This window comes from Caballeronia udeis (genome assembly GCF_044909315.1).
Taxonomy (GTDB): Bacteria; Pseudomonadota; Gammaproteobacteria; order Burkholderiales; family Burkholderiaceae; genus Caballeronia; species Caballeronia udeis_A.
Genome location: NZ_JBIYEB010000019.1, coordinates 1 through 16,314, shown reverse-complemented (window position 1 = coordinate 16,314; position 16,314 = coordinate 1). Strand labels below are relative to the sequence as shown.

Below are 16,314 nucleotides of genomic sequence, written 5' to 3'. Positions count from 1 at the left end.
AACTCCTGCACTGAATCTTCGTACTCCGCTGCTGCCCTCTCGCGTGTGCGGACAGGTCGATGTACAAATCGGCGAGTTGACTCGATCCGATCGGTCGTTCCAGGTGAAAGGCGTACCGATCGACGCACTTTCCGCCTGTCAGCGGCTGAGCATTCTGGCCCTCATGCCCCTTCGTGGACCAGTGTCAGTCCGCGAGTGCCTGGATCACGTCCTCGGACTGACGCACCAGGCCGAGTCTCGGAAAAATGTAATTAACCGACGCGTGATGATGCTCAGCCGTGGCGCAACTCATCGCATCCTCGGCGAGCACGAGTGTGTAGCCAAGTTCATAGGCAGCTCGTGCCGTCGACTCCACACCAATATTCGTCGAAATTCCGCCGAGCACAATGGTCTTGATGCCACGGCGGCGCAATTGCAGATCGAGTTCCGTGCCGTGAAATGCGTTCCACTGCCGCTTCGTGATCTTGAGATCATGCTCGGCGGCTTCGATCGCTTCGGGGAAGTCCCACCACGTCGAAGGAAGTCCGCCGGCAGGAAGCGCCGCGGGCTGGTCGACGGGTTGCTTCAGCGCGTCCCCGAAATCGTCGCTCCAGCCTACGCGCACCAGCACGACTGGCGCACTGAGTTCGCGAAAGCGCTTCGCGAGCTTCGCTGAGGCCGTCAGCACGGACTCGGCGCTGCGAGGGGCCTTCCCAAAACCAAGGATGCCCTGTTGGAGGTCGATCAGAACGAGTGCCGTAGTTTTGGAGTCAAGTTTCTGCAACATCATTTGCCTTCCGTTGAAGTTAGTGAGCCAAAGGTGTATTGTGAGGTTCGTCTCACATTTCTATTTTATGAGCATGTCCTCACAAAAGTCAACGGCAACATTGCGCGCCGAAAGCGGGCAAGCGAAAGCCCCACAGCGTGCACGCGGTCACGCACGGGTCGCAGCGCTGCTGGAGGCAGCGGCTACCGAATTCGCAGACAAGGGATATGACGCAGCAACCATGACGGCGATTGCCTCCCGCGCGGGCGCATCGATTGGCTCGCTGTATCAATTTTTTCCCACCAAGGACCGGATCGCGGGTGCGTTGCTCGAAAGCTATCTGAACATACTCGCAGAGACGTTCCACAAGCTGCGCGAGGCGGCGCCGTCTCTGGACGTATCGCTGCTTGCGAGCCGGTTGACGAGAACGTTCGTGAAGTTCCGCGCGACCCATCCGGCGTTTGCGGTCCTGGTCGAGACCTACAGTTTCGCTCTGCCGAGCACCATGAGCATCCGCGAAAGTCTGCGTAGAGAGATCGAATCCGTGCTGGCTGAAGTGGCGCCGCATCTGGCACCGGCAGAGATCGCCGTCCGTGCCGCCGTGATCCAGCAGATCATGAAGGCGGCCGTCGCGGTTAATGGCGATACCTCCATAGCCAGTCGTAAAGCTGTCATGGACGAACTGGAGGGCCTTATGCGTCATTACCTGCAGGACGCGATCCAACGTGCGAACCTGGATACCCTCACGTCTTCATAAGTCTCCACAGCGTGGTACGTCCAAACTCGTCAACCGTCGACCGAATGCTCAACACCCAAAGCCCCCATCAACTTCAGCGCATTCCTCTGCCCCTGGTCCTCGTAGTTGGTATTAAAAATCACATGCGTCAGCTCGACCGCCTTTGAAATCTCGATAATCTGGCTCGCGATTGAATCGATTTCATCGTCGTTGTATTCGTAGTTGAATCTCGACGACGATGCAACCGCGCCTTTGATATTCCACGTGTCCTGATTACGTCCATGCATGCGAATCAACGCCAGCCGCGGATTCGTTGTTTCCCAAACAGCGGGGATGCTGTTACTCGCCCCTTGCGGTTCATCCACCACCACATTCACCAGCCCGCGTTCGCGCTCCATGGCCAGCGTGGAGTCGCGGCGCTTTTCGTCGAACCATGTCTGGTTGCGAAACTCGACCGCCATGGTGTAGCCGTCCATTGCGCTCATGACGTCCGCGCAGTGCTCGACATGCCGGATGCCGTGGGGATTGCAGATCACCCACGGCGCGAACTGGAAATGCACGGCGCCGAGCTTGCCGGCGGCACGAAGCGGCTCAACAGCTTCGAAATACCGGCACCATAATTCCTGCTGCAACTCGTCCGGCAAATCCTTGTAGTACAGGCTCGTCTTGCCGTTCTGCGGCAGGTTCGGCTGAATGTCCGGCGGGAACGTGTCACGTGCGGTCTGATGCCCCGTGAACAAGCGGAACGCCTTGATGTTGAACACGAATCCAGGCGGCGTCCGCTCAGCCCACAACACCGAATTCGCGGCGTTGGGCATGCCGTAATAGCTGGAATCGACCTCAACCAACGGGAACACGGACGCGTAATAGCGCAAGCGCGCCTCCGCGCTCGAACAGCCGGGCGGATAAAAACGCTTGCACTTGATCAGCGTGGGATCCGTCCACGAAGCCGTGCCAACCAGGATGGTCATTGCGCATTCTCCCTACCATTTCCACACCATTCATTCGACATATTTTTCTCCCCGCTTACTTCCCCGCTCTCCTCTCCGTCTTTTAAAAGGGGCAGTTCAGGCTCGATCAAATTCAAGGTAAAGTACTGTACATCCATACAGTTAAATTTACCATGTCCGCCCTGCTCAAGAACGTCGAAGACATCCACCCCGCCTTGTGGCGCGGGTCGCAGCTCGCGCGCTCGCAGGGGCAGACGGTGGACACGGGTTACGCCGTGCTGTCGGCCGAACTGCCGGGCGGCGGCTGGCCCCTGGGAACGCTGATCGAGCTGCTGGTGCAGCAGCCGGGCGTGGGCGAAGTCAGGCTGTTACGCCCTGCGTTAGCGGCAGTGAGCAAGCGCCCTATTGCGTTTGTGCAACCGCCTCATAGTCCAAATTCTCTCGCTTTTGCGTATCTGGGTGTGCCGCTCGAGAAGCTGCTCCAGGTGCGTGCATCGAAACTGACTGACGCGTTGTGGTCAGCCGAGCAAATCCTCAAGACCAGCAGTTGCGGCGCTCTTGTCTTCTGGCAGCAATACGCGCGCACGGAGTCGCTGCGGCGCCTGCACATGGCCGCGCAATCCTCTGAAACGCTGTTCCTGATGGTGCGCCCGCTTGCGAGCGCGGCGGACTCGTCACCGGCCACGTTGAGGCTGTGCGTGCGGCCGGCCGGCGACGGTATTGCTGTCGACATCATCAAGCGCAAAGGGCCGATCCGCGCCGAAAGACTGTCCGTCACCCTGCAACCCTCTCCCGTTCTACTGAGTCCCCATGCCCGTGTACGTCGGCATACATCTACCCCGGTTGTCGCTGGAAGTATTCCGTCCACGCTGGTCGCGCCGGCCTGAACACGGCTGCGTGGTCCTGGACCGCGACACGGTCTCCATCGCAGACCCGGGGGCTCGCGAGGCCGGCGTGTGCGTGGGCATGAAGCGCGGCGGCGTCCTCACGCTCTCGCCCGACACCCTCATGTTCGAGCGCGAGCTGAGCCGGGAAAACGACTTGATGCGCGAGGTAGCTTTTTCGCTGATGAAATTCTCCCCCATGATCGCGCTCTGCGATGAGGAAACCATCGTTATCGATGTCACGGCGAGCTTGCGGCTCTTCGGCGGCATCGTGCGGCTGTGCCATCAGATGCGGGACATTGTCGATGCCATCGGCGTGACCGCGCGTTTAAGCACAGCGCCGACCGGCCAGGGTGCGTGGCTGCTGGCCAAAAGCGCCCACAGTGCCCATCTCGGCAAGCGGCGCGTGCTGAAAATGGCATCGCTTGAACGCAAGCTTGGGACGCTACCGTTCCACGCCGCGCCGGAAGTGCGGGCTTTCGGAGACTGGTTCACGGGGCTGGGCTGCAAGACGCTGAACGACATCCGCCGTCTGCCGCGTGCGGGGCTTAAAAAACGCTGCGGCGTCGCGCTGCTGGATTCGCTCGACCGCGCTTATGGACTCGCGCCCGAACTGTATGAATGGCTGGCCGTGCCGCCCGCTTTCAGCGCGCGTATAGAGTTGCCTGATCGCATTGAACATGCGGAAGCCATGTTGTTTTCCGCGCGCCGGCTGATCGTGCAACTGTGCGGCTGGCTGAGCACGCAGCAACTGGCGCTCACGCACGCCACGCTCACGCTGGAACACGAGCGCGGCCGCGATGCCATTGACCCCACCGTTATCCAGATCGCGCTGGCCGAACCAACCTGGCACGAAGAACATCTGCTGCGCTTGTTCAAGGAGCGGCTTGGCCGCACGGAACTCGTGGCCCCGGTGATCGCAATGTGTCTGAGCGCGGCAAGAATTCAGCCCGCCGAACCGCCTACCGAGACGCTTTTTCCCGAACCCGGCGGGTCGCCTGAAGACCATAACCGCTTGCTGGAATTGCTGGTTGCGCGGCTTGGCGCCGAGAACGTGCTGCGTGCGGCGCCTTCATCGGATTACCGGCCTGAGCAGGCGAACCGATGGATCTCCGTCACCGACACCACCCTTCCTCAAAAGCTTGAAGCCGTGCCGTCCGATTTGCCGCGCCCGGCGTGGCTGCTTGAAGAGCCGTTGCAATTGATGATGAAAAGCCATCGGCCGTTTTATGGGTCGTCGCTGAAATTGGTGTCGCCGGCTGAGCGCATTGAGGCGGGATGGTTCGACGGCGGTTTGACGAGTCGCGATTATTTCGTCGCGCAAGCCAGCGATCAAAGTTGCTACTGGATTTATCGCGAGCGGCCCGGCAGTGCGGAGGCCGAAGATCCGCGCTGGTTTCTCCACGGTCTGTTTGGATGATGCGCCGTGGATACCCCCTTCTCCATGCTGCCCGCGTATGCGGAGCTTTTCGCGTTTTCCAACTTCACGTTCCTTCACGGGGCATCGCGTGGAGAGGAGCTGGTCGCGCGGGCAGCGCAACTCGGTTATGCCGGTCTGGCGATCACCGATGAATGCTCGCTCGCGGGTGTCGTACGCGCGCATGTGGAGGCGAAGAAACTGAATTTTCCGCTTGTGATTGGCTCGTATTTCAAGCTCGTCAACGCGGATCTTTCGCCGGCCTTCGGACTCATTTTGCTGGCGATGAACCGCAATGGTTACGGCAATCTGTCCGAGCTCATCACCATTGCCCGCATGCGGTCGAAAAAAGGCGCGTACCTGCTTACGCCGAATGATCTGGCACGACCCGATAAAGAGTTCGCGCACTTGCGCGGCATGCCGGATTGCCTCGCGATCCTGGTGCCCGATTTCCCCGCGAAGCAGGCTGCGCTCGATGCCCAGATCGAATGGCTCGACACCACGTTTCCGCAACGCGCGTGGGTTGGGTTGACGCTGCACCAGCGCGCACTCGATGACATCCACCGGGGGATCGTCGAGCACGTGGCTGCGTTTCATAAGGTGCCCGTGGTGGCGACCGGAAACGTGGTAATGCATGTGCGGTCGCGCAAGCCGCTGCAGGACACCATGACGGCAATTCGCATTGGCAAGCCGGTGTCGGAATGTGGTTACGATCTCGCGCCGAATGCCGAACAACATCTGCGTTCCAGGTTGCGGCTCGCGAATCTCTATCCGGAATACACGCTTGGCGAAACGCTCAACGTGCTCAAGCGCTGCACCTTTTCACTCGATGATCTGCGTTACGACTATCCGGACGAGATCGTGCCGGCAGGTTATACCCATGCCGCTTATTTGCGGCAGGAAACCTATATTGGCGCGCATCGGCGTTTTCCGCTCGGCATTCCGCACAAGGTGCAGGCGCAGATAGAACATGAACTCGAGTTGATCGAGCATATGAAATACGAGGCGTATTTCCTGACCGTCTACGATCTCGTCCGCTTTGCCCGCGGCGAAAATATTCTTTGCCAGGGGCGTGGTTCCGCGGCGAACTCCGCCGTGTGTTATTGCCTTGGCGTGACCGAGGTGGACCCGGCGCGCGGCAACATGCTGTTCGAGCGGTTTATCAGCAAGGAGCGTGGCGAGCCGCCGGATATTGATGTCGACTTCGAGCATCAGCGGCGCGAGGAAGTTATCCAGTACATCTATCGTAAATATGGGCGTGATCGCACCGCGATTGCGGCGGCGGTGTCGACGTATCGGCCGCGCGGTGCATTGCGTGAAACGGGCAAGGCGCTGGGCGTCGATGCGCAGATTGTGGATCGCGTTGCGAAGTCGCATCAGTGGTTCGACAACGGTCATGACTTGCTGCAGCGCTTCGCTGAATCCGGGCTTGATCCGGAGAATACGTTGATTCAGTCGTGGGCTTCGCTGGCTGGGCAATTGCTGAATTTTCCACGGCATCTGTCGCAGCATTCCGGGGGGTTTGTGATCAGCCGGGAGAAACTGACGCGGCTGGTTCCTATCGAAAATGCGGCTATGGTGGATCGCAGCGTGATTCAGTGGGACAAGGACGACCTGGAAGCGCTGGGGCTTTTAAAAGTCGATGTGCTCGCGCTCGGCATGCTCTCGGCTATTCGACGCACGCTCGATATTGTCTCGGAGAAACGCGGCGAGCGACTTGAGATGCAGGACATTCCGCCCGACGATAAACCGACCTACGACATGATCTCGCAGGCGGACACTATCGGCGTGTTCCAGATTGAATCGCGTGCGCAAATGTCGATGTTGCCGCGACTGCGGCCGCAGAAGTTTTACGATCTGGTGATCGAGGTCGCGATCGTGCGGCCGGGTCCGATTCAGGGTGGTGCTGTGCATCCGTATTTGCGGCGGCGTCAGGGTTTGGAGCCGGTGAGTTTTCCAAACGATGACCTGAAGGCCGCACTCGATAGAACCTTGGGCGTGCCGATCTTTCAGGAACAGGTCATGCAGATTGCAATGATCGCCGCCGATTTCACTGCCGGTGAAGCCGACGAATTGCGCCGCGCAATGGCCGCCTGGAAACGCAAAGGCGGTCTGGAGAAATACTACGATCGCATTGTGAGTGGCATGACGAAGAATGGTTATAAAAAGGCCTTTGCAGACGCCATTTTCGAGCAGATCAAGGGCTTCGGTGAATATGGTTTTCCTGAAAGTCATGCGGCCAGTTTCGCGCTGCTTGTGTATGTCAGCAGTTGGTTGAAGCGACATGAACCGGCGGCGTTTCTCGCCGCCATGCTGAACTCGCAACCGATGGGTTTCTACTCCCCTTCCCAACTCGTGCAGGACGCGAAGCGCCACGGCGTAGTGGTGTTTCCCGCCGACGTGACAGTGAGCGGCTGGGACTCGGTGCTTGAGTATCCGGATGAGTATCGGGGTAATGACAGCAGGCCTGCCGTGCGGCTGGGGTTATCGCTGCTTCGCGGCATGCGTGATGGTGCGGCAGAGCGTATTGAAACAGCACGTTGCGTGCGGCAGTTCGAGAGCGTGGGTGACCTTGCGCAACGGGCGCAGCTTGATCGGCATGATCTTCAGGCATTGGCGGCTGCCAATGCGTTGACTTCGCTCGCGGGTAACCGGAGGGAAGCGTTATGGCAATCCGTGGCCGCAGTGCCCGACAAGGACATGCTCAACGCCGCACGCGTGGAAGATGTCACGCCGCTGCTTGGCGCGCCTTCCGAGGCCGACGATATCGTCAGCGACTACAAGGCTACGGGTTTGTCACTCGGACGTCATCCGCTTGAACTGCTGCGACCGGCGTTGCTTGAGCAACGGTTGATGTCGGCGGCTACGTTGCGCAGTTACAGGAACGGGCGATTGGCGCGCGGTTGTGGACTCGTGACCGTGCGTCAGCGACCTGGTACCGCGAAGGGTGTGATGTTTGTCACGATTGAGGATGAGACTGGGAATGTCAACGTGATTGTATGGCCCAGTCTGCTGGAGAAGCAGCGCCGCGAGGCGCTCGGTTCTACGTTGCTGGCCGTGTACGGTACGTGGCAATGCGAGGGCGAGGTTCAACATCTTGTCGCACAACGGCTGGTGGATATGTCGTATCTGCTAGGTGGATTGACTAGCGTGAGTCGCGACTTTCATTGACGTTTTTTGATTGTCTTTGATTATCAGCACTCCATTTAAATTGTCTTAGCGCAAGCCGGGAACGTTCTTATTCAACGTCTTGCTTGAAACGAACTATATTAGAGGATGATTTATCCACCGAAGGAGTTCGAGTATGAAAATCCGCATGTATCACAGCACCGTTGCAGGCATCGCAATTGCAATGTTGTTACCCATTTCGGCCGCTCATGCACAACTCGGCAATCTGCTGAAGGGAGGTGGAAGCTCTGATGGGTCATCGTCCAGCGGGCTCAGCAGCCTGGGTAACATGAGCGGGATGACCAGTGGGTTGACCGGGTCATCGCTGACGTCAGGTAGTACGAGTAATGTTGCAGGTGTACTGCAGTTCTGTATCAAGAATAACTATCTCAGTGGGAATGGAGCGTCGTCGGTTAAAGACTCGCTGATGAGCAAGCTGGGTGGGACATCGGCTGCTTCGTCGGATAGTGGGTATACCGCTGGCGCTAGCGGGATTTTGAAAAGTGGCGATGGGAAGCAGGTTGATTTGAGTGGGGGTGGGTTGAAGCAGCAAGTTACCAAGCAGGTTTGTGACAAGATTCTTTCGCAAGGGAAGTCGCTGGTGGGGGGGTGATGTTGGGTTGAGTTTTTTAGTTTTTTTAACCCCGATGGGTCCTTTGGTGTCGTTGGGCTTGTCGGGGTTAGCGCGATGTATTGCCTTCTTTAGTTTTCATTTCAGTTCCGATTCCAGTTCCGATGAGCGACGCACTGCCCACGTTTGAGACCGATCGCCTGTTGATCCGCCCACGCACTATGGCGGACTACGAAGCATGTCTCGCGATGGATCGTGACCCGCTAGTCACTCAGTTTATCGATGGGCCATGGCATGATGCTAAGGCCCATGAGCGATTCTTGAGGGAACGTATTGAGACATTGTTCGGCGATGGGTTGGGGTATTGGTCGATTTTCCCCAAAGACTCTCCGATGCGGTTTTTAGGGTGGGTGCTTTTGATTCCCCACGATGCAGTTGGGCCCGAGATTGAGATTGGGTGGCGGCTTTGTCGCGATGCGTGGGGTTATGGGTATGCGTCGGAAGCCGCGGGCGCGGTTGTTGAGCATGCGTTTCGCGGCGTTGGACTAGAGAAGATTGTCGCGGATATTCATCCGGGCAATGCCGCTTCGATGAAAGTGGCGGAGAAGATTGGGATGAAGTTTGTCGGGGTCGGCGAGCATGGCGACGGTCCTTGCGAGTCTTACGCGATGGGGTTTGAGGATTTTCTGAGAGGTAGTGAACGCTGAGACGAAGGTGCGGGAACGGTCGTGGATGGCTGGAACTCGGCCTTTGCCGACATTGAGATGACGACGTCGGTGAGGCGGCTACAGGGCGCTTTCCTGCCGTTCGCACACCGATAGCCGCGAATGTCAGGTCTCACCCTCAGCGAATGCGTGCTCCCGACCCACTGCGGCCGGTCGACGCAGCGCGACAAGTAGGGCGGCTTCCAAGGTATAACGGACGTTCGTTTTGTCGCATTGGAAGACGGGAGTTCGGCCAAAGCGGTCTATAAGGACCTCTCCGTTTTTACAAGCTGGGTTTAGTGATTCATATGTTTGATTCCTGTATCGGTCAGTGAGGACTACGACGGCACGGTTGGCGGCGTGACAGACTGCATGCCTATAAACGGCCTTTTTGGGCGCCATCACAACCGCGCCCGGGCCCGGATAGTAACCGCGCAGCAGGACTCCATCCATTGGACGGCGAATACATTTCGTGTAGCGCCTGACAGCTTTTCGAGTTCGCCCGCTGCCGGTCTGACCTGTCGCTATCCTTGTCGATTACGTCCTCGATTACCATATCAATTTATGGTGATGTCGTTTGGGGTTTCAGGTGCCCGTCCCTCACCACTGCGGACAGGCGCGTAGGACGGATCGAACCGCTCCCCCTTGGCGAGCACCGCCCACAGAATGCGTGCATGCTTGTTCGCCACGGCGACCAGTGTCTTGTAGTAGCCCACGCGCGCCTGTAACTGAACAATCCAGCGCGAGAGCCGATCGCGCCGACTCCTCGCCCCCCGGATTCCGCATGGGAAGCGCGCGCCAGCGCTTTGAGCCAACTGGAGATCGGACTGGCGCGGCCCGATCCCATCGCGTTGAACTCGGCACTGACACAGGCTCGATTGAAGATCTCCTCGCCCTCCTCCACCGTGGGCACGACGCCGTCATGGCCGTACAAGGACGGTAAACACGGTGAAGCCGGCGTCTCGGACCCACCTGGCAAGTCTTGAGACCGCAGGGCTGATTCCAAGCATCTCAGGCAGCACGATCGCTGCCGGCCCACGTCCACTCACGTAGACCTTTTTCGTCTTGCTCTCGAACGTCATGGTTCGCGGAGTGAAATCCTCGAGAGGATCATCGACCATGATGCTACGTGCCTGCATTGTCATCTCCTTCCTTCAGATAACGAGCCAACCACGAAGGAAGCTGACTCCGGAAGCCCGTTCCTCGTGGGAGCAGATGGGTTCCAGCCTGCTAGTTGCCCCGAGCCGAGTTTGCAGCTTCCTCGATGAGCTTCGCGGTCTCTTGCGGATGCGAGATGTAGGCCACGTGACTCGAGTTCACTTCGACCGTCTTGGCATTAGCACGCTTCGCCATCATGCGTTCCTGTTGCGGATTGATCGATCGATCTTCGGTTGCCACCATGTACCAACTCGGCTTCGACTTCCAGGCCGGCGTCTTGACCGGCGTGGCGAACGAGTCAGCAGAGATCAACACTTGCGACAGGGCCATGAACCTCGCCGTGCTCGCAGGGACGTCCGCAGCGAAGTCGGCATGAAAGACTGCAGGGTCGATATAGAAGTAGTTGTCATCTGTCTGCTTGATCCCCGTCGTCGCCGGCGGTACCGCTTGCTCGATGGTGGCGCAGCTTTCACCGGTGTCCAGAGCGAACGCCGCGATATAGACCAGTGCAGCCACATTGGGGTCGTTGCCAGCTTCGCTGATGACTGCTCCACCGTAGCTGTGACCGACGAGAACAACCGGCCCGGACATTCGGTCGATCGCCGCTCTTGTGAACTTGACATCTTCTGCATACGAAGTCTCCGGGTGTTGCACCACTGATACCGCGTATCCATCCTTGATCAGGATGTTGGCGACGGCCTCCCACCCGGAACCGTCGGCGAAGGCGCCATGCACGAGGACGATGTTCTTAACGTGTGCCTTCGATGCAGGTTGCCCCGAAGCGGGTCCGGCAACACTTGCTGGGAACATCGAGGCGAGCAGGACGGGCGCGAGAAGTCGGCTCATGGTTCACTCCAAGTCGTAAACGTTGATCACGAGGCCACTATGCGAGGCGTCGTTGAGTTCAGCTTCTACGAATGACGTATGAACGTCTTGAACAATGACACTCAATTTGTTTATCTGAACCCTATTTTTAGCTTTGGGATGGCAAGGGTGGTGGGCACGCCTCGCTCCACCGCTGCCTCGTCAAGCGACCCACTGTAAAGTCCGAAGAATCAGGAAAGATTGGGCGAGACGTAGTGTCATCAGTCTTCCAGACGACGCGACGCGAGAGGCGAGCGCCATCGCCGCAGCCGTCGTCTTGAGCGTTGAGTGCGCACTGTAACAGTTGTAGAATCACATTCTGCAGGGTCATCCTTCGACCCTTGGTAGCGTGATCGAAGTCGCCTAGACAATCAATCGGAAGGCGAAAGATGGCACACCATCAGACTGCTGACATTCAGAATGTTGGCAACGAATTTGGAAGCTTCTTTAGACTTCGTGATGCCCCTTCCTTGCTGCTGAGGTCGGAATCTCGATTGCAGATGGGGATCACGCGGATCTCGGTACCCTGCGGCCTCGAGAATCCCGCAGGCCCCATACACCCCGAGCGAGGATTCACCATCCCGGTCTATTTACGCGAGCCGTCGTGCAAGAACTGGGGGACATGGGTCGACGGCAAATTCCTGCCGGTAGCTCACTGGGCCGAAGGGGGGATCGGCATCTATGACATGGAGTCGAATCCGAGAGCATGGCGGACATCTGCGTACGACTGCGTGCATTTCAATCTGCCACGAAGCACACTTGACGCATTTACTTCCGACAGTGAATTGCGACGCATTGACGTGCTGTCATGCCCCCAGGGGAAGAAAGACGATGTACTGTTTGGGCTTGCCAAGTTTATTCTGCCTTGGCTTGGCGACGAAGCTCGCATATGCAATTTGACCTTTGAACATTTCGTTTTGATGTTCTGTAGCCATGTGGCTGTGACGTATGGAAACATCCAGGTATCGACGAAACGAGTTGGTGGTCTCGCGCCGTGGCAGCAGCGGCGTGTGATGGACATTATCGATGCCTACCCAAACCAAAGACTTAGTTTGGCAACTCTCGCCGGAGAGTGCGGCCTTTCAGTGAGTTATTTCAATCGCTCCTTCAAACAATCGTTCGGCATGCCAGTGCATCGCTACGTGATTCATCGCCGAATCGACTTCGCAAAGGCTCTAATGAAGAACGCGCCGATTGCTCTCGCTCAAGTTGCGCTTCAATCTGGATTCTGCGATCAGGCGGCCTTCAGTCGGACCTTTAGAGCTCTAGTCGGCACCTCGCCAAAACGATGGCTCAACGAATACAGATCCGGTTGTGTTGATTTGCACGGAAACCGGACCCCCACGATTTGCGTTGAATTCTGACCCACCCTGTTGAACCGGTTTTGTCGCGCTAAGGCGCTGAGCAAAAATTCGCGCTCGATCAAGAATTCGGAACGAGATGGGCCAGACGAGGAAGACAGCGCGCAGCGACGTTGCCAGCCGCTATCGGTAAGGTTCTCAAGCGACTGCATTATCCGCTGGACGTGATTCTGCCAAGCGATGTCGAGGAGTTCGGCGAAATTGTGCCGCTGACGCTCGAAGTGCATAGGAAGCCCGCAGGGTTGCCCAGCACTTCGGCGTCCGGTTCTACGATTCGTGCAAGGGCCTCGACTTGCGATTTCTGGCCGCCTACGGCGGTGTGAGTATCAACCCGCAGATGATGAAATTGCGCAAAGGCGTGGATGTGCTCGTTGCCACGCCGGGCCGTTTGCTGGATCTCATCCACCGCGACAAACCGCAACCCGCGCGCCGGCGTGCGCTGGAGCGCTTCAAGAAGGGCGAAGTACAGATCCTGGTAGCCACCGATGTGGCTGCGCGCGGGCTGGATATCGACGATCTGCCGCTGGTGATCAACGTTGATCTGTCGATCGTGGCGCAGGACTATGTGCACCGTATTGGCCGTACCGGCCGCGCGGGCGCCAGCGGCGTGGCCGTGTCCCTGGTGTGTGCCGATGAAGCATCGCAACTGGCTGCGATTGAAGCGCTGATCCGGCAAACGCTGCGCTGTACGTGGTCGTGCAGGGTTCCAAACAGGCGACCTTGAATTCGCTGATCGAGAAAGCTGTCACTCGGATGCTCAGTACCACCGCCGTCAGCAATCAGCCACATTGCTGACGTAGAGCCCAGCCGGTCCCACCGGCAGCAATGGCCGAACAGCGGCCGGTGGTCCGCTAGATTGCACGACAACGTGCTGCGTCGACTTGAGGGCAGCCTCATTCACAATCGAACTCCCGCATACGCGTCAACTCAGATCGGAGTCGACAAGTCGCCTGCGAGCAGTAACTGAGGCACCTGGCTAAAGCTGTACTGACCACTAGCCGCATCGAGGTCGAACACCCAGACCATATCGAAGCGGTCACCGGGCCAGCTTTGCGGAGCGGTAGTCTCGTTACCCAGAATCGCGTTGGCGATCAGCGGAATGTGCTTGTGCTCCCAGCCCACGAGAACCACACCGTCGCACGCCTCTGCCGCGGCAACCAGTTGAATCTCATCGCCAACCTTGTACGTTGAATCGGTCGTGATATCCAACTTTTGAGCAACGATGCTCACCGTCTCGACGGGACGCTCGCTCTTGCGCCCTTCTTCGTCTGCCGATGCAAACACGTATTGCGGCATCGCAAGCTCGGGGCTTTGCAACGGCCCACGTGACGGGGCAAAAAGAACAGCCAGCGCACCGGCACGCGTCCATCCGGCAACCAGCAGCGACTCCGTGTTCTGCACGCCCTCAGTCGTCACACCGTATGGTGGCAATTTCCCTTGCGGCTTTTCGCCGTGGCGAATGACCATGATTTTCGATGCACGCGCCATGATTCTCTCCAACGGGGATAAGGAAACTTGTCTTGTCTGTCACGCCCTTTCTATCGATTTTCCTACACTTCACCTCAATGCGCGGGCCGCTCGTTTCTTCGGCGTAACGCCGCTCATGCCTGATCAATCATTGCTCGCGGGCAACTCCAGAGACAGGTCAATGCGGTGACATTATCGGCATTAAGCGGGGCCGGCAGTCACCACCAGCCCCACTTCATAGCCCCACCGCTTAAGGCGCAAAAGTATCCCCCAGCACCACACCCTCCCGACGCGGATCCGTACCACCTTGCAAGACACTCACCTGACTAACACCCATACGAATGATCGTATTAACCCCACTAGCCTGAGCCGCCGTTGAAACGGTATGCCCCAAAACAACAAGTCCCGTAAGCAGCGGATCGTTCGCACCACCATTCGAACTGTTGACGTTCGGATGCTCGCCGCCGACAGTCGTGACCGGGCCATTGCTCGCGCCAAAGTCGACCAGATTCGCTGATTGCTGCGCGTCCAGTCCCCAGTCAAGCACACCGACTATCGTCTTGACCACGTACTGCGGAATCGTGCCGCCGCCGGGTGAACCCGTTGCCATCACGAAATCGCCTTTCGACCCATCGGCAGCGATCTTGAACACGAGCGTAGGCGCCATCGAACTGCGCGGCCTCTTGCCAGGTTGCACACGATTCGCGACGGGAGCGCCGGTAGTATCGGTCGGATTCGCGGAGAAATCCGTGAGCTGGTTGTTCAGCAGGAAGCCGTTCGTCATGTGGAACGAACCCATGCTCGACTCAACCGTCGTGGTGGCCGTCACCACGTTGCCGCTGCCATCCACAATGGTGAACTGGTTCGTGCCGTGCTCGATCAACATCTTATCCACGCCAAGCGGAACCGCGCCAAAGTTGCCGGCAGCAGCCGTACCCATGCCCTTGTTGACGTTGATCAGGGCCGCCCTGCTCGCCAAATACGGCTTGTTGAGCAACGTGTTCCAGGTGCCGTTCGGCGGCGGGATGAAATCGGTATCGGCCACATACTTGTCGCGGTCCGCATACGCCATCCGCTCAGCTTCGGTAATCAGATGAACGCCCTGAACCGTAGGCTTGCCGCCTTCAAGATCGACTGCCGTCGGCTTTTGCTGTTGAAGATTAAAGTTCTCAAGAATGCCCAGCGCGGACGCCACCGCAATTCCGCCAGACGACGGCGGCGGCATGCCGCAAATCCAGTAACTCCTGTAAGTCGTGCAAATGGGATCGCGCTGTTTCGCCTGATAGTTTGCGAGATCGGCGAGCGTCGTTTTGCCCGGCGTGATGACCGAGCCATCCGCGCCAGTGGTCGTCGCAATCTTCGCCACAATGTCCTGTGCGATCTGGCCGGAATACAGCGCGTTGGCGCCGCTGCTGGCCATCGCCTTCAGCGTATTGGCATAAGCCGGATTTTTCAACACCGTGCCCAATACCTTGGGCGAGCCGTCCGCGTTAAGAAAGTAAGCAGCGGCTTCGGGGTCGCGTTTCAGGCTGCTTGCGTTCGAAGCAATTGCGCCGGCAAGCCGTCCGCCGATTGGAAACCCATCGGTCGACAGCGAGATAGCGTCGCCAAACAGGTCCTTCCACGCGAGCTTGCCGTGATCCCGCTGCAGCGCCTCAATAAGGCGCGGCACACCAATGGTACCGATCGAGCGGCCGCTTGCACGCGCGCTTGGCTGAGGTGCGGAACGGTCGCTAGTATCGTCAACATAACGAAGATAGTTTTCTGTTGCCGCGCTCGGCGCTGACTCGCGGCCGTCGTACGCTTGCACCGTCTTTTTCGATGCGTCGTAATACATCAGCACTCCTCCTGATCCAAGCCCCGTTGCTTCGGGAACTGTCAGGCCCAGCACCGCTTGCACGGCAACAGCGGCGTCGGCTGCGGTCCCGCCTTTCTTGAGCACGGCGCAGCCCGCAGCGCTCGCGTACGCGTTCGATGTTGTGACCATATAGGTCTTCGCATATACGGGCTTCAGGCCCGTGCGATAACCCGAAGCGGCTTCAGGAAGCGAGGGGTCACCCGGGAGATTCGAGCCAATGACGACGCTTAACCCGCTACTGTTCACAGCAAGGCAACTAGACACAATGTATTGGACCTGCTGTACCTCAAGCGACGCGGGTTAAGCTTGAGGCTCCGAAGAACCGAAGGCTCAGAGCCGCAATTGAGGAGAGCAGGTCGTGAAGCAGTTTAGCAAGTTCGTTGGGTTGGATGTTCACAAGGCGACGATTGCGGTTTCTGTAGCCGATGCGG

Annotated in this window: 12 protein-coding genes and 4 pseudogenes; 9 read left to right on the top strand and 7 right to left on the bottom strand. The window is 58.4% G+C overall.

Annotation, left to right across the window (positions count from 1 at the left end):
- Window positions 1-184 precede the first annotated feature (184 nt).
- Window positions 185-769 (bottom strand): hydrolase, encoded by a 585-nt coding sequence (locus ABH944_RS27000; RefSeq protein WP_404610482.1) that lies wholly within the window; start codon window positions 767-769, stop codon window positions 185-187.
- A gap of 70 nt (window positions 770-839) precedes the next feature.
- On the opposite strand from ABH944_RS27000, the gene ABH944_RS26995 reads away from it, so the two are divergent.
- Window positions 840-1,502 carry a TetR/AcrR family transcriptional regulator gene (locus ABH944_RS26995; RefSeq protein WP_404610483.1) on the top strand — a complete coding sequence of 221 codons (663 nt, stop codon included), beginning with the start codon at window positions 840-842 and terminating at the stop codon, window positions 1,500-1,502.
- Between the two features lie 29 nt (window positions 1,503-1,531).
- On the opposite strand, the gene ABH944_RS26990 is transcribed toward ABH944_RS26995, so the two are convergent.
- The gene (locus ABH944_RS26990; RefSeq protein ID WP_404610484.1) at window positions 1,532-2,452 is read right to left on the bottom strand and encodes a DUF72 domain-containing protein; all 921 of its coding nucleotides are present in this window, start codon (window positions 2,450-2,452) and stop codon (window positions 1,532-1,534) included.
- Between the two features lie 152 nt (window positions 2,453-2,604).
- On the opposite strand from ABH944_RS26990, the gene imuA reads away from it, so the two are divergent.
- The 5 genes from imuA to ABH944_RS26965 all read left to right on the top strand — a co-directional run bounded on the left by imuA (window position 2,605) and on the right by ABH944_RS26965 (window position 9,178).
- Window positions 2,605-3,318: a translesion DNA synthesis-associated protein ImuA gene (imuA, locus tag ABH944_RS26985; protein ID WP_404610485.1), complete on the top strand. Its 714-nt coding sequence runs from the start codon at window positions 2,605-2,607 to the stop codon at window positions 3,316-3,318.
- Window positions 3,242-4,735 carry a Y-family DNA polymerase gene (locus ABH944_RS26980; RefSeq protein WP_404610486.1) on the top strand — a complete coding sequence of 498 codons (1,494 nt, stop codon included), beginning with the start codon at window positions 3,242-3,244 and terminating at the stop codon, window positions 4,733-4,735. The genes imuA and ABH944_RS26980 overlap by 77 nt, the downstream gene beginning before the upstream one ends.
- Before the next feature lie 6 nt (window positions 4,736-4,741).
- Window positions 4,742-7,903: an error-prone DNA polymerase gene (locus ABH944_RS26975; protein WP_404610487.1), complete on the top strand. Its 3,162-nt coding sequence runs from the start codon at window positions 4,742-4,744 to the stop codon at window positions 7,901-7,903.
- Window positions 7,904-8,036: 133 nt separating this feature from the next.
- Window positions 8,037-8,513 carry a YjjA family protein gene (locus ABH944_RS26970; RefSeq protein WP_404610488.1) on the top strand — a complete coding sequence of 159 codons (477 nt, stop codon included), beginning with the start codon at window positions 8,037-8,039 and terminating at the stop codon, window positions 8,511-8,513.
- Between the two features lie 122 nt (window positions 8,514-8,635).
- A complete protein-coding gene (locus ABH944_RS26965) occupies window positions 8,636-9,178 on the top strand; it encodes a GNAT family N-acetyltransferase (protein ID WP_404610489.1) in 543 nt (180 codons plus the stop codon).
- A gap of 554 nt (window positions 9,179-9,732) precedes the next feature.
- Here the strand turns inward: ABH944_RS26965 and ABH944_RS26960 are convergent.
- The 3 genes and pseudogenes from ABH944_RS26960 to ABH944_RS26950 all read right to left on the bottom strand — a co-directional run.
- Window positions 9,733-9,939, bottom strand: a pseudogene (locus ABH944_RS26960) (hypothetical protein); the annotation flags it as partial.
- A gap of 156 nt (window positions 9,940-10,095) precedes the next feature.
- Window positions 10,096-10,314: a hypothetical protein gene (locus ABH944_RS26955; RefSeq protein ID WP_404610490.1), complete on the bottom strand. Its 219-nt coding sequence runs from the start codon at window positions 10,312-10,314 to the stop codon at window positions 10,096-10,098.
- 91 nt (window positions 10,315-10,405) lie between these two features.
- Window positions 10,406-11,179: an alpha/beta hydrolase gene (locus ABH944_RS26950; protein ID WP_404610491.1), complete on the bottom strand. Its 774-nt coding sequence runs from the start codon at window positions 11,177-11,179 to the stop codon at window positions 10,406-10,408.
- Between the two features lie 407 nt (window positions 11,180-11,586).
- Here ABH944_RS26950 and ABH944_RS26945 point away from each other — a divergent pair, with 407 nt between their 5' ends.
- From ABH944_RS26945 to ABH944_RS26935, 3 genes and pseudogenes are all read left to right on the top strand, one after another.
- Window positions 11,587-12,561 (top strand): helix-turn-helix domain-containing protein, encoded by a 975-nt coding sequence (locus tag ABH944_RS26945; protein ID WP_404610492.1) that lies wholly within the window; start codon window positions 11,587-11,589, stop codon window positions 12,559-12,561.
- Between the two features lie 76 nt (window positions 12,562-12,637).
- Window positions 12,638-12,731, top strand: a pseudogene (locus ABH944_RS26940) (IS6 family transposase); the annotation flags it as partial.
- Between the two features lie 101 nt (window positions 12,732-12,832).
- A pseudogene (locus ABH944_RS26935) lies at window positions 12,833-13,243 on the top strand (helicase-related protein); the annotation flags it as partial.
- 242 nt (window positions 13,244-13,485) lie between these two features.
- Here ABH944_RS26935 and ABH944_RS26930 read toward each other — a convergent pair.
- Both ABH944_RS26930 and ABH944_RS26925 read right to left on the bottom strand, forming a co-directional pair.
- Window positions 13,486-14,046 (bottom strand): hypothetical protein, encoded by a 561-nt coding sequence (locus tag ABH944_RS26930; RefSeq protein WP_404610493.1) that lies wholly within the window; start codon window positions 14,044-14,046, stop codon window positions 13,486-13,488.
- Window positions 14,047-14,275: 229 nt separating this feature from the next.
- A pseudogene (locus tag ABH944_RS26925) lies at window positions 14,276-16,144 on the bottom strand (gamma-glutamyltransferase family protein); the annotation flags it as partial.
- Between the last annotated feature and the right edge of the window lie 170 nt (window positions 16,145-16,314).